Genomic DNA, 13670 nt, shown 5'->3' with positions numbered 1-13670 from the left:
CACTTACTGTTGTCAGATAAAGAGAACTCATAGGAAGCATTATAACGAAATTCGCCCCGCTACCGGAGACAAGACAGGAATGAATCGCAGGAAAGAAAGAGATTACGCCGCAATCAACCGGGCATAGAGATCGCCCGGTTGAAAACGTTCGTCTCCGGGCAGCCCCATGTCACAGACTTTGATGTAGTCCTCTGGCGAATACCCCTCCGGCACCGTCACCTGCATACGCCCGGAAGGCGACTGCAAAGTCAGCTCGGTGCCCGGCACCAGCAGCGCTTTCGGCACCTCAATGGTGCCATAAAGATCGCTGCCTTCCAGTCGCCAGTTCATGGAATGCAGGCGCAACTCAAAACGCACCAGGTAATCGCCGTCACGACCGCCAAACAGCCCTTTGTAGCCTTTGCCTTTGAGACGGAAGGTTTTGTCCATAAAGGCTTCGCGGGTAAACTTCATCCGCACCTTGAGACCGGGAATGTAAAAATACCCCAGCTTGAGCAGACGGATCGCATAGCGCAAAGTCAGGGGATAAGTGATTTCACGGTCCCGACCGTCAATCGGTTCCTGACGGGCGGACTGGAACCCTCCTGCGGTCGGACGGTTTGGACGGGGCCGGCGATTGGCTTGCATGCTCTGACAGAATCGGGATTGGCGTCGGCAGAAATCACGCCAATAGGCATCACGGTGTTTGCTCAACACCTCATACGCCTCGGCAATTTCCTGAAATTTTTCTTTGGCATTGTGAATGGTCGACACGTCCGGATGGTAACGCCGGGCCATTTTGCGATAGGCTTTTTTGATGACGTCTTCGCCCGCCTGCGGGTGAATGCCCAACAGGGCAAAATAATCGATGTTGGCGTCGTAATGCGGCGGTTGCATCCGTTGCGGCTACCCGTCTTTGGCGTATCAAAAAAGAAAACGCGTTCGTATTAAAGCTCAACGATTGCGTTGTACGGAATGATTCTAACGCCTTCTTTCAGGAAAAAAAAGCGCTTTCCTACTCTCCGACTTTCGCAATCATTCTTGCAAACCTCGGCATAAACACGATAATAAGCGTTTTTTTATAGAAAATCCTTTGCACGAGATCAAAAACGGCTAAAAATGGCTAAAATTTCGCTGTTCTGCGTTGGAAAATTTGACCAGGACCTTGCCATGGCCTGCATTTCCCGCCTTGATCAGCAAAACTTTCTCTCATTTTTATCTCGTCCATGACTCATGCAAAGGACTCACAGGATCGTTTTACTTATGCCAGAAATTCAAACACCCTCACTGATCGAAGCCCTGAAACAACGCGCCCAGAATCGTTGCGAACTCTCGGGCGAACCGGGCGAGCACGCCTGGTTTGTCACCGGCGATTCGGACGAACCCGATTTGGCGCATTGCATTCTGGTCAGCCCACAGTCACTGACGCAACTGGAACTGGCGGAAAACGATCCCGATGCGGAGCTGGACGCCCACCACTGGCGCTGCCTCAACGACAGCATCTGGTCGCCTGAACCAGCCGTTCAGGTCACGGCCTGGCGATTGCTGGAACGAATGCGTGATCAGGGCTGGCCTCAGCCTTTGCTGGACATGATGTACATGGAAGACACAACGCGCGAATGGGCTGAAAAAGGCTCAATGGCAGGCCTGGTCAATAATGCCTCTGACAGCGACGCGGTCACCATCAAAGACGCCAACGGCACCCAGTTAAGCGAAGGCGACTCGGTCACTCTGGTCAAGGATCTGGATGTCAAAGGCACGGGATTCACCGCCAAACGAGGCACTCTGGTCAAGAACATTCATCTGACCGACAACCCCAAACACATTGAAGGCAAGGTCAACGGGACCCAGATCGTTCTGGTCGCCGCGTTTGTGAAAAAGGCCTGAACCAGGATCAGACCCCTTTCACCACCGCCTGATTTCGTCCCTGGGCCTTGGCTTCATACAGCGCCTTGTCGGCTTGGGCAAACAAGGTTTCGTAGGTGGTTTCGGCCGCCGCATCGTTCTGACTGAGATCGGCGTTTTCCAGCATCGAAACCAGTGCCGGAATGCGGGCGCTGTCATGACAGCCTGCGCCGATGCTGATACTGACCGACACCCCGGCCGGATGCAGATCGGCGACCTGCCGGGTCAGGGTCTGCAGCAATTCGGTGACTTCGTCCTGGGTGCGTTCCTGAATCAGCATCACCAGTTCGTCACCCCCATAACGGGCGACCACATCCTGTGACCGTCCATGGGAGCGAACCAGCCGGGCCACACTTTGCAACACCTGATCCCCGATCAGATGCCCCTGTTCATCGTTGATGGCTTTGAAATAATCAATGTCGATCACCGCCACCGCCACCGAATGATGGCGGCTCACCGCTTTCTGCACCAGACGCTCACCGAACTCTTCGATGTAATGCCGGTTGTTCAGACCGGTCACGCTATCAAGGTTGGCTTTCTGGTAGAGGGCCTTCTGCGCGGCCCGGGCATCCAGCAACTCACGGTGACTGTGAATCAGATTGATGGCACGGGCCAGAAAATCGGTTTCATGAAAGGGCTTGGCGATGAAATCCCCGGCCCCGTGCTTGAGCACATACACCTGACGCAGCAGATCGTTCCAACCCGACACCGCCAGAATCGGCATGTCGCGCAACCCTTCTTCCGACTGACGAATCAGGTTGATCAGGCCGATGCCGCTGACGCTGCCTTCCAGCACCAGATCGGTCACCACCAGATCGAAATGGGTGGGTTTCAGATCCAATAGCGCGGCGGCGGCTTCGCCGCTTTTGACGTGCGTCACTTCCCAACCGGCCTGCTGCATGATGTAGCTGGTGTAGTCGGCGGTACTTTGGGTGTCCTCCACATACAGCACTTTGGCATGAATGTGGGTGGTGGCATACAGCATCAGGCTTTTCAGCGCCCGTTTCAGGGTCGCAAAATCCGATTTGAGGAAAATTTCGGTGAACCCGGCATCGTACGCTTCACGCTTGAATTCCTGGGTGTTGCGGGAGGTCAGCAGAAACTTGGGAATGTTGGCGACCCGGGTATTGAGGTTGATTTTTTTGAGGAACTTGAAGCTGTCGACGTCGCCCAGTTCATGCGCGATACTGATCGCATCCGGGGTGGCTTTTTTCAAGTATTCAAACGCCTCGCCCCCGGACTGGGTTTCCACGATGCCCACTTTTTCCGTGGACAGAATGTCCCGCACCAGTTTGCGGTAACTTTTGGACGGATCGACCACCAGTATTTCCATCAGAACCTCTTTGCACCCACTTTGAAAAAGCTGCCAGCCCCCGCATTCTAACCCATTACGACCCGAATTTGTGAACGGGGATTGCCGCATCACTTTTCCTGCAAAATGGTGTAAAATTGCGCTTTTGCGACGGACGGGGACACTGAATGGGACGCGCTTACCAAAACCGAAAAGAATCCATGGCCAAAACCTCCGACCAGAAGGCCAAGGTCTACAGCAAATACAGCCGCGAAATCTATGTCTGTGCCAAATCCGGCGGCGCGGAACTGGAAAGCAATCTGGCCCTGAGCGGCCTGATCGAACGAGCCAAGAAAGACCAGGTGCCCGGACACGTGATCGACAAGGCACTGGAAAAAGCCCAGGGCGGTGGCGGCGAAGATTTTGAACTGGCCCGCTACGAAGGCTTTGGGCCGGGCAGTGCCATGGTGATCATTGAGTGTTTGACCGACAACCCCAACCGCACTTTTGGCGATGTGCGTAATTGCTTCACCAAAACCAAATGCAAGATCGGAACACCGGGCAGCGTCAGCCACATGTTTGATCACAGTGCGATTCTGGTGTTTGCAGGGGACGATGAGGAAACGGTACTGGAAGCCCTTCTGATGGCCGACGTGGACGTCACCGACATCGAAGCGGAAGACGGAAACATCAGCGTGTTTGCCCCCCACACCGAATACGCCAAGGCCAAACAGGCGTTGCTGGATAATCTGGAAGGCATTGAATTCGAGATCGATGAAATTCAGTTTGTGCCCAAAATGACCAAAACCATCGATTCGGAAGACGACCGGGCCTTATTTGAAAAATTTCTGGGCATGCTGGATGACGTGGACGATGTGCAGAACGTTTATCACGACATCGATGCCTAAATAGGCTTGAAGGCTGCTCTCTGAACGTTTTTTGAGCGTCTTCTCTACAGCTCCACATCAATCGGGTTATTGCGCGACAGCGCCTGCTCGAGCTTTTCATACAGCATCGACAGAGTGTCCCCGGTGGCAAAGACCGTGACCGCAATCGGCAGTTTCTCCAACCTTTCGTGCAGTTTCTGCGCCACAATCAGGGCCGCATCAATGTTGGAATGCGTGGCCAGTATCGCGTAGCGCTGGGGGCCGAGTTTGCCGAAATAGTCTGACTTTCGCAGCAAGGGCGCCAGTTCATTGCCAACAAAATTCGCATCGTCATGCTCGAACGCCAGCAAGGCAAAGGGCTCCTGATAACGCTGTGCCCGTGCCATCTCCTTTTCAATCACGTCCTCAAACACCAGCGGGTTGTAGGCACTGGTGACGGTGTCTTTTTCCAATAGCTGCTTCAGCGTTTCTCTCGCCGCCTGCACTTCCCCCATCGACTGATGGTCGTTGGCTTTGTCCAACGCAAACCCTTCCGCCTGCCACAACAGAAAGACCTTGAGCAACAGCGTGTTGACAAACATCGACAGAATCACCACCCCGACCACCACGGACAGAAACAGCTCTTTGTATTCAAAGCTCGCCGGCAGCGAAAACACCATAATGATCGCCAGCCCGCCTTTCATCCCGGCAAAGGTCAGGGCCCCGCTCCAGCGCCAGGGGTGTTTTTTGATCGCCACCAGCGGCACCAGCAGCAAGGCCCTCAGCACCGTGGTCAGGACAAACGCATACAGAATTTCCAGCTTGTACTGCCACAGCAACGACAGCTCCACAATGCTGGCGATGGCCACAAAAATCACGCCATTGGCAAACATCCCCAGATAGGCCGCTTCTTTTCGATAGGCCCGAAAACTGTTTTCCGGCGTGCTCTCCCGGTTCAGAGACTGATAAAGCGCGGACAGGTTAAACTTTTTGTAGTGCCCTTCCTTGTCAAACAGATACTTGAACAAAAGGATGGTCACCACCACGCCAAGGATGCCGGACAGCTGAAAATGTTCGGCCACCAGAAACGCCATGGTCGCCATCAGGTAAATGGTGAGAAACTGCTCGATGCTGTCGGAAAAATACTTGAACAGGTAATAACCGATCAAACCGATGATCACGCCGACGAATACCGATTCCAGCACCATCGACCCCAGTGACCACTGCAGCTCGGACCAGACCACATCACTGCCCTCAATCAGCGGCAAGGCCACAAAGAAAAACAGAATCATCGCCGTGATGTCGTTGAACAGGCTTTCGCCTTCGGCATAGAGCTTGAGCCGTTCGGGCAATTTAAAGCGGGAAAAAATCGACGACACCGACACCACATCCGTCGCCATCAACGGCGCAAACAGGGCCAGCAACATGCCGAGGGTAAACTGATAGTGCGGCGCCAGCCAGTGGGTCAGCCCCATGGCCAGCGCAATGGCGATGCCCACCGCCACCACCGACAGATAGATGATACTGCCGAGATTCTGTCGCAGCTCCGTGCGCGAGACGCCCAGAACATCCGGAATCAGAATGATGGGCAACATCAGATAGACGATTTCAGGAAAGGCTTCGCCCAACGGGTCCAGATGAAAAAAGTGGTTGCCCAGATAGGCCAGCGTGATCGCAGACAAGGCAAACGGCCAGTTCAGCCGCTCTTCCAGAATGCGGGAAAGCAACACCACCACCAGAATCAACGTAAAGATCAGCAGCATGCGGCTTTCCCAAGCAGAGTGGCATTCATGGTCTCAGACATCTCCGTATCGGGTCCTTTGGCGTCCCCTTGGCCATCCTGGCCGGTGGTTTCTTACCAGGCCTGGTCAATGATCCGGTTGAGCGTGTCACTGGGGCGCATGACCGCAGCGGCCAGATCAAAATCAGGTCGGTAATAACCGCCGACCTCCACCGCTTTGCCCTGAACGCCATTCAGCTCCTGAACGATGCTGGCTTCCTGCTCGGACAGCGCTTTGGCCAGCCCGGCGAAGCGTTTTTTCAATTCGGCGTCGTCGCTCTGCTCCGCCAGTGCCTGAGCCCAATAAACGGCCAGATAATAATGGCTGCCGCGATTGTCGATTTCACCCGTTTTGCGGGAAGGAGAACGCCCGCTTTCCAGCAGTTTTTCCGTGGCCTGGTCCAGCGTTCTGGCCAGCACAGCGGCTTTGGGGTTGTTGGCAAAATCGGCCAGATGCTCCAGTGACACCGCCAGCGCCAGAAACTCACCCAGCGAATCCCAGCGCAGATGGTTTTCTTCCAGCAGTTGCTGCACATGCTTGGGGGCCGAGCCGCCAGCGCCGGTCTCAAACAATCCGCCGCCATTCATCAATGGCACAATCGACAGCATTTTGGCCGACGTGCCCAGTTCCAGAATCGGAAACAGATCGGTCAGATAATCGCGCAGCACATTGCCGGTCACCGAAATCACGTCCTTGCCATCCTTGACATGACGCAGGGTGAAACGGGTGGCTTCGGCAGGCGGCATGATATGAATTTCCAGGCCGGTGGTGTCGTGATCGGCCAGGTAGTGGGTCACTTTCTGGATCAGTTCGTGGTCGTGCGCCCGCTCGGTGTCCAGCCAGAACACCGCGGGCATCCCGGTGGCTCTGGCCCGATTGACCGCCAGCTTGACCCAGTCCTGAATGGGGGCATCCTTGACCTGACACATGCGGAAGATGTCACCGCTTTCCACCGACTGTTGCATCAGGGTTTCGCCCGACTCAGCCACGACCGAGACCACACCCGACTGCGTCATACGGAAGGTTTTATCGTGCGAGCCATATTCTTCGGCTTTCTGGGCCATCAGCCCCACATTGGGCACCGTCCCCATGGTGGTGGGATCAAACGCCCCGTGACGCTGGCAGAAGGCAATGGTTTCCTGATAGACCCCGGCGTAACAGCGATCCGGGATCACCGCCAAGGTATCCTGCTCGGCGCCTTCGGCGTTCCACATTTTGCCGCCGCCACGGATCATCGCAGGCATGGACGCATCAATGATCACATCACTGGGCACATGCAAGTTGGTAATGCCTTTGTCCGAATCCACCATGGCCAGATCGGCCTGTTCGTTCAGACAGGTCTCAATGCCGTTTTCAATGGCCTGACGCGTTTCACCAGGCAGGGCCGCAATCTGATTCAACAGATCGCCCAGACCATAGGCCGCATCCACGCCCGCCTCGGTCAGAGCTTCGCCATGCTCGGCAAACACCGGTTCGAAAAAGGCCTTGACCGCTTCGCCGAAAATGATCGGGTCGGACACTTTCATCATCGTGGCCTTCAGGTGCAGAGAAAACAACACCCCTTCGGCCTTGGCTTCGACCATTGCCTGTTTGAGAAAACGATTGAGCGCTTTCTGGCTCATTATCGCCGAATCAACGATTTCTCCGGCCTGCAATGGCGACCAGTCTTTCAGCACCTGTGGCTCGCCGTCACTGGGCTGAAACACAATCTGAAACCGGGTGGCGTCCTCAAGGGTGACCGAGGTTTCGGAACCGTAAAAATCGCCCGACTCCATGTGTGCCACGCGGGTTTTGGAATCGGACGGCCACTGACCCATGCGGTGCGGGTGTTTGCGGGCAAAATTCTTGACGGCGGTGGGCGCACGACGGTCGGAGTTGCCTTCACGCAACACCGGATTGACCGCACTGCCCAGCACCTTGGCATAAGTGGCCTTGATCGCGGCTTCCTGTTCGTTTTTGGGGTCGGATGGGTAATCCGGCACCGCAAAGCCTTGAGACTGCAACTCGGCAATGGCCCGGGTCAACTGCGGAATCGAAGCGCTGATATTGGGCAATTTGATGATATTGGCCTGCGGGGTCTTGGCCAGTTCGCCCAGCTCGGCCAGCGCGTCTGCCTGACGCTGCTCAGCCGTGAGACAGTCCGGAAAATGCGCCAGAATCCGCGCAGCCAGCGAAATGTCACGGGTTTCCACGGTCACATCGGCCGCTTTGGTAAACGCCTGCACAATCGGTAAAAATGAAAACGTTGCCAGTGCTGGCGCTTCATCGGTCAGGGTATAAACAATATCGGCCGAAGTATTCTGAGACATAAATTATCCTTGAATCTGTCAATTGGATCTGTAGCAAAAAAGGGCAAACACAGGCCAGGAGCGGACGCCTGCCATTCGGTCCTAGCCAGTGTCAACCCGAATGTTTCATGAATTTGTGCCGAGGTCGCGCAGAAACTTGTTTTCACAAGGAAATTTTCGAAGAAGTGTCGTATCAAACGATTACGATCGACTGAGAAAATATTGCTTGTGGAATCAAGGGGCAAGCGAGATCGGTGCAAATTTGTGAAATATTCGGGTTAGAATAAGCGCTATTCTAACCACTCCGGCAAATAAGCGCAAAGGCCGACCTCGCTGATGTCACAAAAACACCGTGCCAACAAAACCCGAAAAACCAAATCGTTATTAAAGCAGCCCAAACCGTCCAAATCGTCCGGGTCCGACAAACGTCGCCCTGCCCCAACCGGTGCCCCCACGCTGATTTTGTTCAACAAACCCTATAATGTGCTGTCGCAGTTCAGCGAACAGAGTGACACGCCCCGGGCCACACTGGCAGACTACATTGAGGTGCCCGATGTCTACCCCGCCGGTCGGCTGGATCGTGATTCGGAAGGGCTGATCCTGCTGACCGACCACGGTCCGACCCAACATCGGTTATCGCACCCCAAACACAAACAGTCCAAAACCTATCTGGTCCAGGTCGAAGGCGAGATCACCGACGCCGCCATCCAGCAATTGTCCACGGGTGTGACCCTGAAAGACGGTGCCACCCTGCCGGCCCAGGCACAAAAAGTTGCGGAACCCGACTGGCTCTGGCCGCGACAGCCACCGGTGCGCGAACGCAAAGCCATTCCCACCAGCTGGCTGGAATTGACCCTCACCGAAGGCCGTAACCGTCAGGTCCGGCGCATGACCGCCCACGTCGGCTTTCCCACTTTGCGCCTGATCCGGATTCGCATCGGCCCCTGGGCCTTGCAAAACCTGATGCCCGGACAGTGGACGCGGGTTCAGGCAAAGGATATGTTAAAATAACGGTTTTTCAGAGACACTGATTCGATTGCCTATGTCGCTTTCCCCTCTTACCAACGCCACGCCCGCCGATCCCGCCGCCACCAAAGTGATTGTGGGCCTTTCCGGTGGCGTCGATTCCTCGGTTGCGGCGCTGCTGCTCAAGCAGCAGGGCTATCAGGTGGAAGGCCTGTTCATGAAAAACTGGGAAGGCGACGACACCGAAGACTACTGCCCGGCAGCGGAAGACCTCAAGGACGTGCTGGCCATCTGCGAAACGCTGGACATACCGTTGCATGTGGAAAACTTTTCCCGGGAATACTGGGATCGGGTATTTGCGCATTTTCTCAAGGAATACGAGGCCGGACGCACCCCCAACCCGGACATCCTCTGCAACAAGGAAGTCAAGTTCAAAGCCTTCCTCAACCATGCGCTGTCACTGGGAGCGGACTTCATCGCGACCGGGCATTATGCGATCCGACATCGGGACGCCGACGGTCAATTCCACTTGCTTCAGGGGCTGGATCAAAACAAAGACCAGAGTTATTTTCTGTACACGCTCGGGCAGGCGCAGCTGGCCAAATCCCTGTTTCCGCTGGGCGAACTGCCCAAATCCCGTGTGCGTGAAATCGCCGCCGAGGCCGACCTGATCACCCACAACAAAAAAGACAGCACCGGCATCTGCTTTATTGGCGAGCGCAATTTCCGCGACTTTCTGCAACAGTACCTGCCAGCCCAGCCCGGCGAGATTGTCAGCCCGGAAGGCGAACACCTGGGACAGCATCAGGGGTTGATGTATTACACGTTCGGTCAGCGCAAAGGCCTGGGCATCGGCGGCGGTCACGGAGAAGGCAATCTGCCCTGGTTTGCCGCCGATAAGGACCTTCGCCAAAACCGGTTGATTGCGGTTCAGGGCGACGACCACCCTTTGCTCAACCACCGTTATCTGACCGCCGTGCAAACCGACTGGGTCAGCGGTCAGCCCCCGCAGACCGATCAACCGCTGGAAGCCAAAATCCGCTATCGCCAGCCGCAGCAACCCTGCCGGATTATTGAGCAGAAAGCCGACCGCCTGCTGGTGGAATTTGATGCGCCGCAAACCGCCATCACCCCCGGTCAATCGATAGTGTTTTATCAGGGCAATGACTGTCTGGGCGGCGCGATCATTGATTCGCGCCACCATGAGCTGACACAGGCGAAAACCCAGTATGACGCCATTCCTCCACAGTGACCCAATTTTGATTCAAAGGCCTTAATATGAGCAACGCTTACACCTTTCACGACAAAGCCATTGCCCTGAGCGGCATTTACCAGGCGGCCCAACTGGTGTTTGAACTGGCCACCACCGGTCAGGCACCGTCCCATGCCTATCAGGCCACCATCGATTCGCTTTATTGCGACAACCCGGAACAGACGCTGGATGTGTTTGGCGGCGATGTGGCCAATATTCAGCTGGGGGTGGAAACCCTGCTCAATCAGATGCGCGGGGCTCAGACGGCCAGCAACCGCAATATTGAAGTCACCAAGTACGTGCTCAGTCTGATGATTCTGGAAAAAAACGTGTCCAAGCAAGGCGTGCTGGAAAAGGTCAGTCATACCATTGAATCGTCGCGCGGTCAGCGCAGCCACTTTGGCGACTACCATGAAAACGTGATTGCGACGCTGGCGCGGGCTTACAGCGACAACATCAGTCAGATCAACCCGCGGATCATGGTCAACGGTCAGCACGGCCACCTGCAGAACCCGAAAACCGCCAACAAAATCCGGGCGCTGCTGCTGGCCGGGCTTCGCGCCGCCCTGCTGTGGCGACAGGTCGGCGGTACCCGCTGGGGACTGTTGCTCAGCCGCAAAAAATACCTGCAGGCCATTCAGGCTCTGCACCGCCCCCGCGAAACACCGGAACGCCCATCGCCTGACGATGGGCCAACCCACTGACAACCATCCAAACCACCAGGCCTGGTGGTTTTTGCTTTTTTCAGACTCACAAAACAAAACGGCCCGGAATTTCCGGGCCGTTGTTATGGCATTTTCTGAAAACGTCGAGACTTAGCTCAGTGCCATTTCTTCCTTGATCTGATCCACCCAGGCATCAATCCGTCCTGCGGTCAGTTCCGGTTGCTGATCTTCGTCAATGGCCAGCCCCACGAAAAATTCCTCGTCTTCGGTGACCGCCTTGGACTCATCGAATTCATAGCCGTCTGTGGACCAATAGCCAGCCGGGGTGGCACCGTTTTCCACCGCGATATCGTGCATAAAGCCCATGGCATCGAGAAAGTATTCGGCGTAATCCGCCTGATCGCCCAGACCAAAACAGGCCACGGTTTTTCCGGTAAAGTCGACCGTCTTGAATTCGTCCCAGAAATCGTCCCAGCTGGACTGAAGCTCACCGTAATACCATGTGGGCTGTCCCAAAATGATTTTATCGTATTGAGCAAAATCGTCCGGGGAGGCTGTGGCAATGTCGTGGACCTCGACCATGTCTGCGCCCAGCTTGTCCTTGATCATATCGGCCACTCGTTCGGTGTTGCCTGTATCGGTGCCATAAAACAATCCGACTTTACTCATGCTGCTTCCTTTTGTTTGATTTTATGGGTCAATTTGCTTGTACAATTATCATACGGATCACCGGGACAGGTTGCAATCCATGCAGCTGGTCCGGAATGTTGCCCTTGACTTTATGGGCATGGATTTTATCATCTGACACACCCTTTCCAGAGAAAAAAGATTAATGAGGTCCAATGAGTCAGACCAATGATGCCGAGCGCGCCAAGCTGATTGACTGCTTTCAATGCCAGCATTTTTACATTACCTGGGACGAAAGCAACCCACGTGGCTGCAAAGCGTTCGGGTTCAAAACCACGCAAATGCCCAGCGCCGTGGTGCTGGAGTCTTCCGGTCGGCCCTGTCTGAAATTCCTGCCCAAGCGGCGCTACCAGTCCAACAAGCCCAAAAAAGGCTGGATTGCCTGAGGTCTCCCAAGCAGATCAAAAAAAATCGATCACAATCAGAAAGTCACCTGCGACCAGTCAAACGCCTCGCCCGGATCGGTTTTGCGTCCCGGGGCAATATCGCTGTGTCCGACCAGACACCGATTCGACAAGCGCGGGTAAGCTCGACCGAGCGCGGCCAGCACTCGATTCAACTGACGGTATTGGCGCGGATCATAGGCCAGGGTATCGGTGCCCTCCAGTTCGATGCCAATGGCAAAATCATTGCAGCCCGTTCGTCCTTGCCATTGCGACTGCCCTGCATGCCAGGCCCGCCGGTTGAACGGCACATACTGAATCAATTCGCCATCTCGACGAATAAACAGATGCGAAGACACTTTCAAATCCTGAATTTCGGCGTAATAAGGATGCTCCCACGGGTCCAGCGCATTGGTAAACAGCTGGGTAACGCCTTCGGTCTGAAACTGTCCGGGCGGCAGGCTGATCCCGTGAATCACCACCAGAGAGATGTCTGACGCGTCCGGTCGATCATCGGCATTGGGGCTGGGGATAAACCGCGCCTCGTTCAGACAGTGGGTCCGGGAATCAATTTCGATGGCTGTGTGTGCCTGGGGCATAAAACCGCTACAGAAAATCTTTATAATTGGTGTGAATTTTTTGCCGGGAAGCGGTGCTCGCCCCGCAAACCGTATCCGCCATAGTATAATGGCGGTTTTCACGGAAAGAAAGCGCCGGATTATGGGTCAACGCAACATCGATTATTTCCACAGCTTGTCAGCAGACGTGGCCAATGCTTTGAACGAAGACATCGGTCAGGGCGATCTTACCGCCGCACTGGTACCCGCCGGCCCGGCCACCGCCACGGTCACAGCCAAGGAGGCGGCCGTGGTCTGTGGCCGTCCCTGGTTTGATCAGGTGTTTGCCCAGCTGGACCCGAGCGTGCGCATTGACTGGGCCTGTGAAGAAGGCGATTGCGTGTCGGCGGACACGATCATCTGCCGCTTGCGGGGAGAGGCGGCGTCGTTATTGACCGGCGAACGCACCGCATTGAACTTTCTGCAGACCCTGTCCGGTACCGCCAGTGTCACCCGCCGATATGTTGAGGCGCTCGACAGTGACCACACCCGCCTGCTGGACACGCGCAAGACCCTGCCGGGGCTGCGCCTGGCTCAGAAATACGCCGTCAAAACCGGCGGCGGACAAAACCACCGGGTGGGCCTGTATGACGCCATTCTGATCAAGGAAAACCACATTATGGCCGCAGGCGGCATTGCCCAGGCGGCCAGACAGGCCCGACAGCAACACCCGGAAGTGATGGTGGAAGTGGAAACCGAAACCATGGCGGAACTGGCCGAAGCTTATGAAAGCGGGGCCGACACCATCATGCTCGACAACTTTTCTCTGGTGCAGATCAAAGAAGCGGTGAACTGGGTGCAGGCCCAGACCAAGCGCCCGACGCCACCCAAGCTGGAAGCTTCGGGCAATGTTACCCTGTCGCAATGCCCTCAATTGGGTCAGACGGGCGTGGATTTTGTGTCCACCGGTGCCATCACCAAGCATCTTCAAGCGATTGACTACTCCATGCGGTTTGAACTGCCTGACACCCCCATCCGTTAAGAAGCGAA

At 55.6% G+C, this 13670-nt stretch carries 13 protein-coding genes; 7 read left to right on the top strand and 6 right to left on the bottom strand.

Annotation, left to right across the window (positions count from 1 at the left end):
- Nucleotides 1-102: 102 nt before the first annotated feature.
- A complete protein-coding gene (locus tag A377_RS13355) occupies nt 103-876 on the bottom strand; it encodes a DnaJ domain-containing protein (RefSeq protein WP_019896206.1) in 774 nt (257 codons plus the stop codon).
- A gap of 366 nt (nt 877-1242) precedes the next feature.
- On the opposite strand from A377_RS13355, the gene A377_RS0109930 reads away from it, so the two are divergent.
- Nucleotides 1243-1866 (top strand): alkylphosphonate utilization protein, encoded by a 624-nt coding sequence (locus A377_RS0109930; protein ID WP_019896205.1) that lies wholly within the window; start codon nt 1243-1245, stop codon nt 1864-1866.
- Between the two features lie 7 nt (nt 1867-1873).
- Here A377_RS0109930 and A377_RS0109925 read toward each other — a convergent pair whose 3' ends face one another.
- Nucleotides 1874-3217 carry a diguanylate cyclase domain-containing protein gene (locus A377_RS0109925; protein WP_019896204.1) on the bottom strand — a complete coding sequence of 448 codons (1344 nt, stop codon included), beginning with the start codon at nt 3215-3217 and terminating at the stop codon, nt 1874-1876.
- 146 nt (nt 3218-3363) lie between these two features.
- On the opposite strand from A377_RS0109925, the gene A377_RS0109920 reads away from it, so the two are divergent.
- Nucleotides 3364-4083 (top strand): YebC/PmpR family DNA-binding transcriptional regulator, encoded by a 720-nt coding sequence (locus tag A377_RS0109920; RefSeq protein WP_028485459.1) that lies wholly within the window; start codon nt 3364-3366, stop codon nt 4081-4083.
- A gap of 44 nt (nt 4084-4127) precedes the next feature.
- Here A377_RS0109920 and A377_RS0109915 read toward each other — a convergent pair whose 3' ends face one another.
- Together A377_RS0109915 and A377_RS0109910 are read right to left on the bottom strand one after the other, a co-directional pair.
- Entirely contained in the window at nt 4128-5804 is a 1677-nt protein-coding gene (locus tag A377_RS0109915) for a cation:proton antiporter domain-containing protein (RefSeq protein ID WP_019896202.1), read from the bottom strand.
- A 92-nt stretch (nt 5805-5896) separates the two neighbouring features.
- The gene (locus A377_RS0109910; protein WP_019896201.1) at nt 5897-8131 is read right to left on the bottom strand and encodes an NADP-dependent isocitrate dehydrogenase; all 2235 of its coding nucleotides are present in this window, start codon (nt 8129-8131) and stop codon (nt 5897-5899) included.
- 315 nt (nt 8132-8446) lie between these two features.
- Between A377_RS0109910 and A377_RS0109905 the strand changes: the two genes are divergently transcribed.
- From A377_RS0109905 to hflD, 3 genes are read left to right on the top strand one after another with little or no spacing between them, the layout of a single operon-like run.
- Nucleotides 8447-9121, top strand: a complete 675-nt coding sequence (locus A377_RS0109905) for an rRNA large subunit pseudouridine synthase E (protein ID WP_019896199.1) — start codon at nt 8447-8449, stop codon at nt 9119-9121.
- Between the two features lie 31 nt (nt 9122-9152).
- Complete coding sequence (gene mnmA / locus A377_RS0109900) at nt 9153-10328, top strand: tRNA 2-thiouridine(34) synthase MnmA (RefSeq protein ID WP_019896197.1); 1176 nt, start codon at nt 9153-9155, stop codon at nt 10326-10328.
- 26 nt (nt 10329-10354) lie between these two features.
- On the top strand, nt 10355-11032 hold the full coding sequence (gene hflD, locus A377_RS0109895) for a high frequency lysogenization protein HflD (protein WP_019896196.1): 678 nt from the start codon (nt 10355-10357) through the stop codon (nt 11030-11032).
- Nucleotides 11033-11143: 111 nt separating this feature from the next.
- On the opposite strand, the gene fldA is transcribed toward hflD, so the two are convergent.
- Nucleotides 11144-11662 (bottom strand): flavodoxin FldA, encoded by a 519-nt coding sequence (fldA, locus tag A377_RS0109890; protein WP_019896195.1) that lies wholly within the window; start codon nt 11660-11662, stop codon nt 11144-11146.
- Between the two features lie 173 nt (nt 11663-11835).
- Between fldA and A377_RS0109885 the strand changes: the two genes are divergently transcribed.
- Nucleotides 11836-12066 (top strand): hypothetical protein, encoded by a 231-nt coding sequence (locus A377_RS0109885; protein ID WP_019896194.1) that lies wholly within the window; start codon nt 11836-11838, stop codon nt 12064-12066.
- Between the two features lie 35 nt (nt 12067-12101).
- On the opposite strand, the gene ampD is transcribed toward A377_RS0109885, so the two are convergent.
- Nucleotides 12102-12662: a 1,6-anhydro-N-acetylmuramyl-L-alanine amidase AmpD gene (ampD, locus tag A377_RS0109880; RefSeq protein ID WP_019896193.1), complete on the bottom strand. Its 561-nt coding sequence runs from the start codon at nt 12660-12662 to the stop codon at nt 12102-12104.
- A 121-nt stretch (nt 12663-12783) separates the two neighbouring features.
- Between ampD and nadC the strand changes: the two genes are divergently transcribed.
- Nucleotides 12784-13662 (top strand): carboxylating nicotinate-nucleotide diphosphorylase, encoded by an 879-nt coding sequence (nadC, locus tag A377_RS0109875; RefSeq protein ID WP_019896192.1) that lies wholly within the window; start codon nt 12784-12786, stop codon nt 13660-13662.
- Nucleotides 13663-13670: the final 8 nt, after the last annotated feature.

The sequence above is a fragment of the Hydrogenovibrio halophilus DSM 15072 genome, assembly GCF_000384235.1.
Taxonomy (GTDB): domain Bacteria; phylum Pseudomonadota; class Gammaproteobacteria; order Thiomicrospirales; family Thiomicrospiraceae; genus Hydrogenovibrio; species Hydrogenovibrio halophilus.
The sequence above is the reverse complement of the archived record's forward strand: the minus strand, read 5'-3'. Positions and strand labels throughout refer to the sequence as shown.

What these genes read in the sequence shown, in the direction of transcription:
- fldA (WP_019896195.1), bottom strand. Translation starts at nt 11,662, where the DNA reads ATGAGTAAAGTCGGATTGTTTTATGGCACCGATACAGGCAACACCGAA.
- A377_RS0109915 (WP_019896202.1), bottom strand. Translation starts at nt 5,804, where the DNA reads ATGCTGCTGATCTTTACGTTGATTCTGGTGGTGGTGTTGCTTTCCCGC.
- nadC (WP_019896192.1), top strand. Translation starts at nt 12,784, where the DNA reads ATGGGTCAACGCAACATCGATTATTTCCACAGCTTGTCAGCAGACGTG.
- A377_RS0109910 (WP_019896201.1), bottom strand. Translation starts at nt 8,131, where the DNA reads ATGTCTCAGAATACTTCGGCCGATATTGTTTATACCCTGACCGATGAA.
- A377_RS0109885 (WP_019896194.1), top strand. Translation starts at nt 11,836, where the DNA reads ATGAGTCAGACCAATGATGCCGAGCGCGCCAAGCTGATTGACTGCTTT.
- hflD (WP_019896196.1), top strand. Translation starts at nt 10,355, where the DNA reads ATGAGCAACGCTTACACCTTTCACGACAAAGCCATTGCCCTGAGCGGC.
- A377_RS13355 (WP_019896206.1), bottom strand. Translation starts at nt 876, where the DNA reads ATGCAACCGCCGCATTACGACGCCAACATCGATTATTTTGCCCTGTTG.
- A377_RS0109925 (WP_019896204.1), bottom strand. Translation starts at nt 3,217, where the DNA reads ATGGAAATACTGGTGGTCGATCCGTCCAAAAGTTACCGCAAACTGGTG.
- A377_RS0109905 (WP_019896199.1), top strand. Translation starts at nt 8,447, where the DNA reads ATGTCACAAAAACACCGTGCCAACAAAACCCGAAAAACCAAATCGTTA.
- A377_RS0109920 (WP_028485459.1), top strand. Translation starts at nt 3,364, where the DNA reads ATGGGACGCGCTTACCAAAACCGAAAAGAATCCATGGCCAAAACCTCC.
- ampD (WP_019896193.1), bottom strand. Translation starts at nt 12,662, where the DNA reads ATGCCCCAGGCACACACAGCCATCGAAATTGATTCCCGGACCCACTGT.
- mnmA (WP_019896197.1), top strand. Translation starts at nt 9,153, where the DNA reads ATGTCGCTTTCCCCTCTTACCAACGCCACGCCCGCCGATCCCGCCGCC.
- A377_RS0109930 (WP_019896205.1), top strand. Translation starts at nt 1,243, where the DNA reads ATGCCAGAAATTCAAACACCCTCACTGATCGAAGCCCTGAAACAACGC.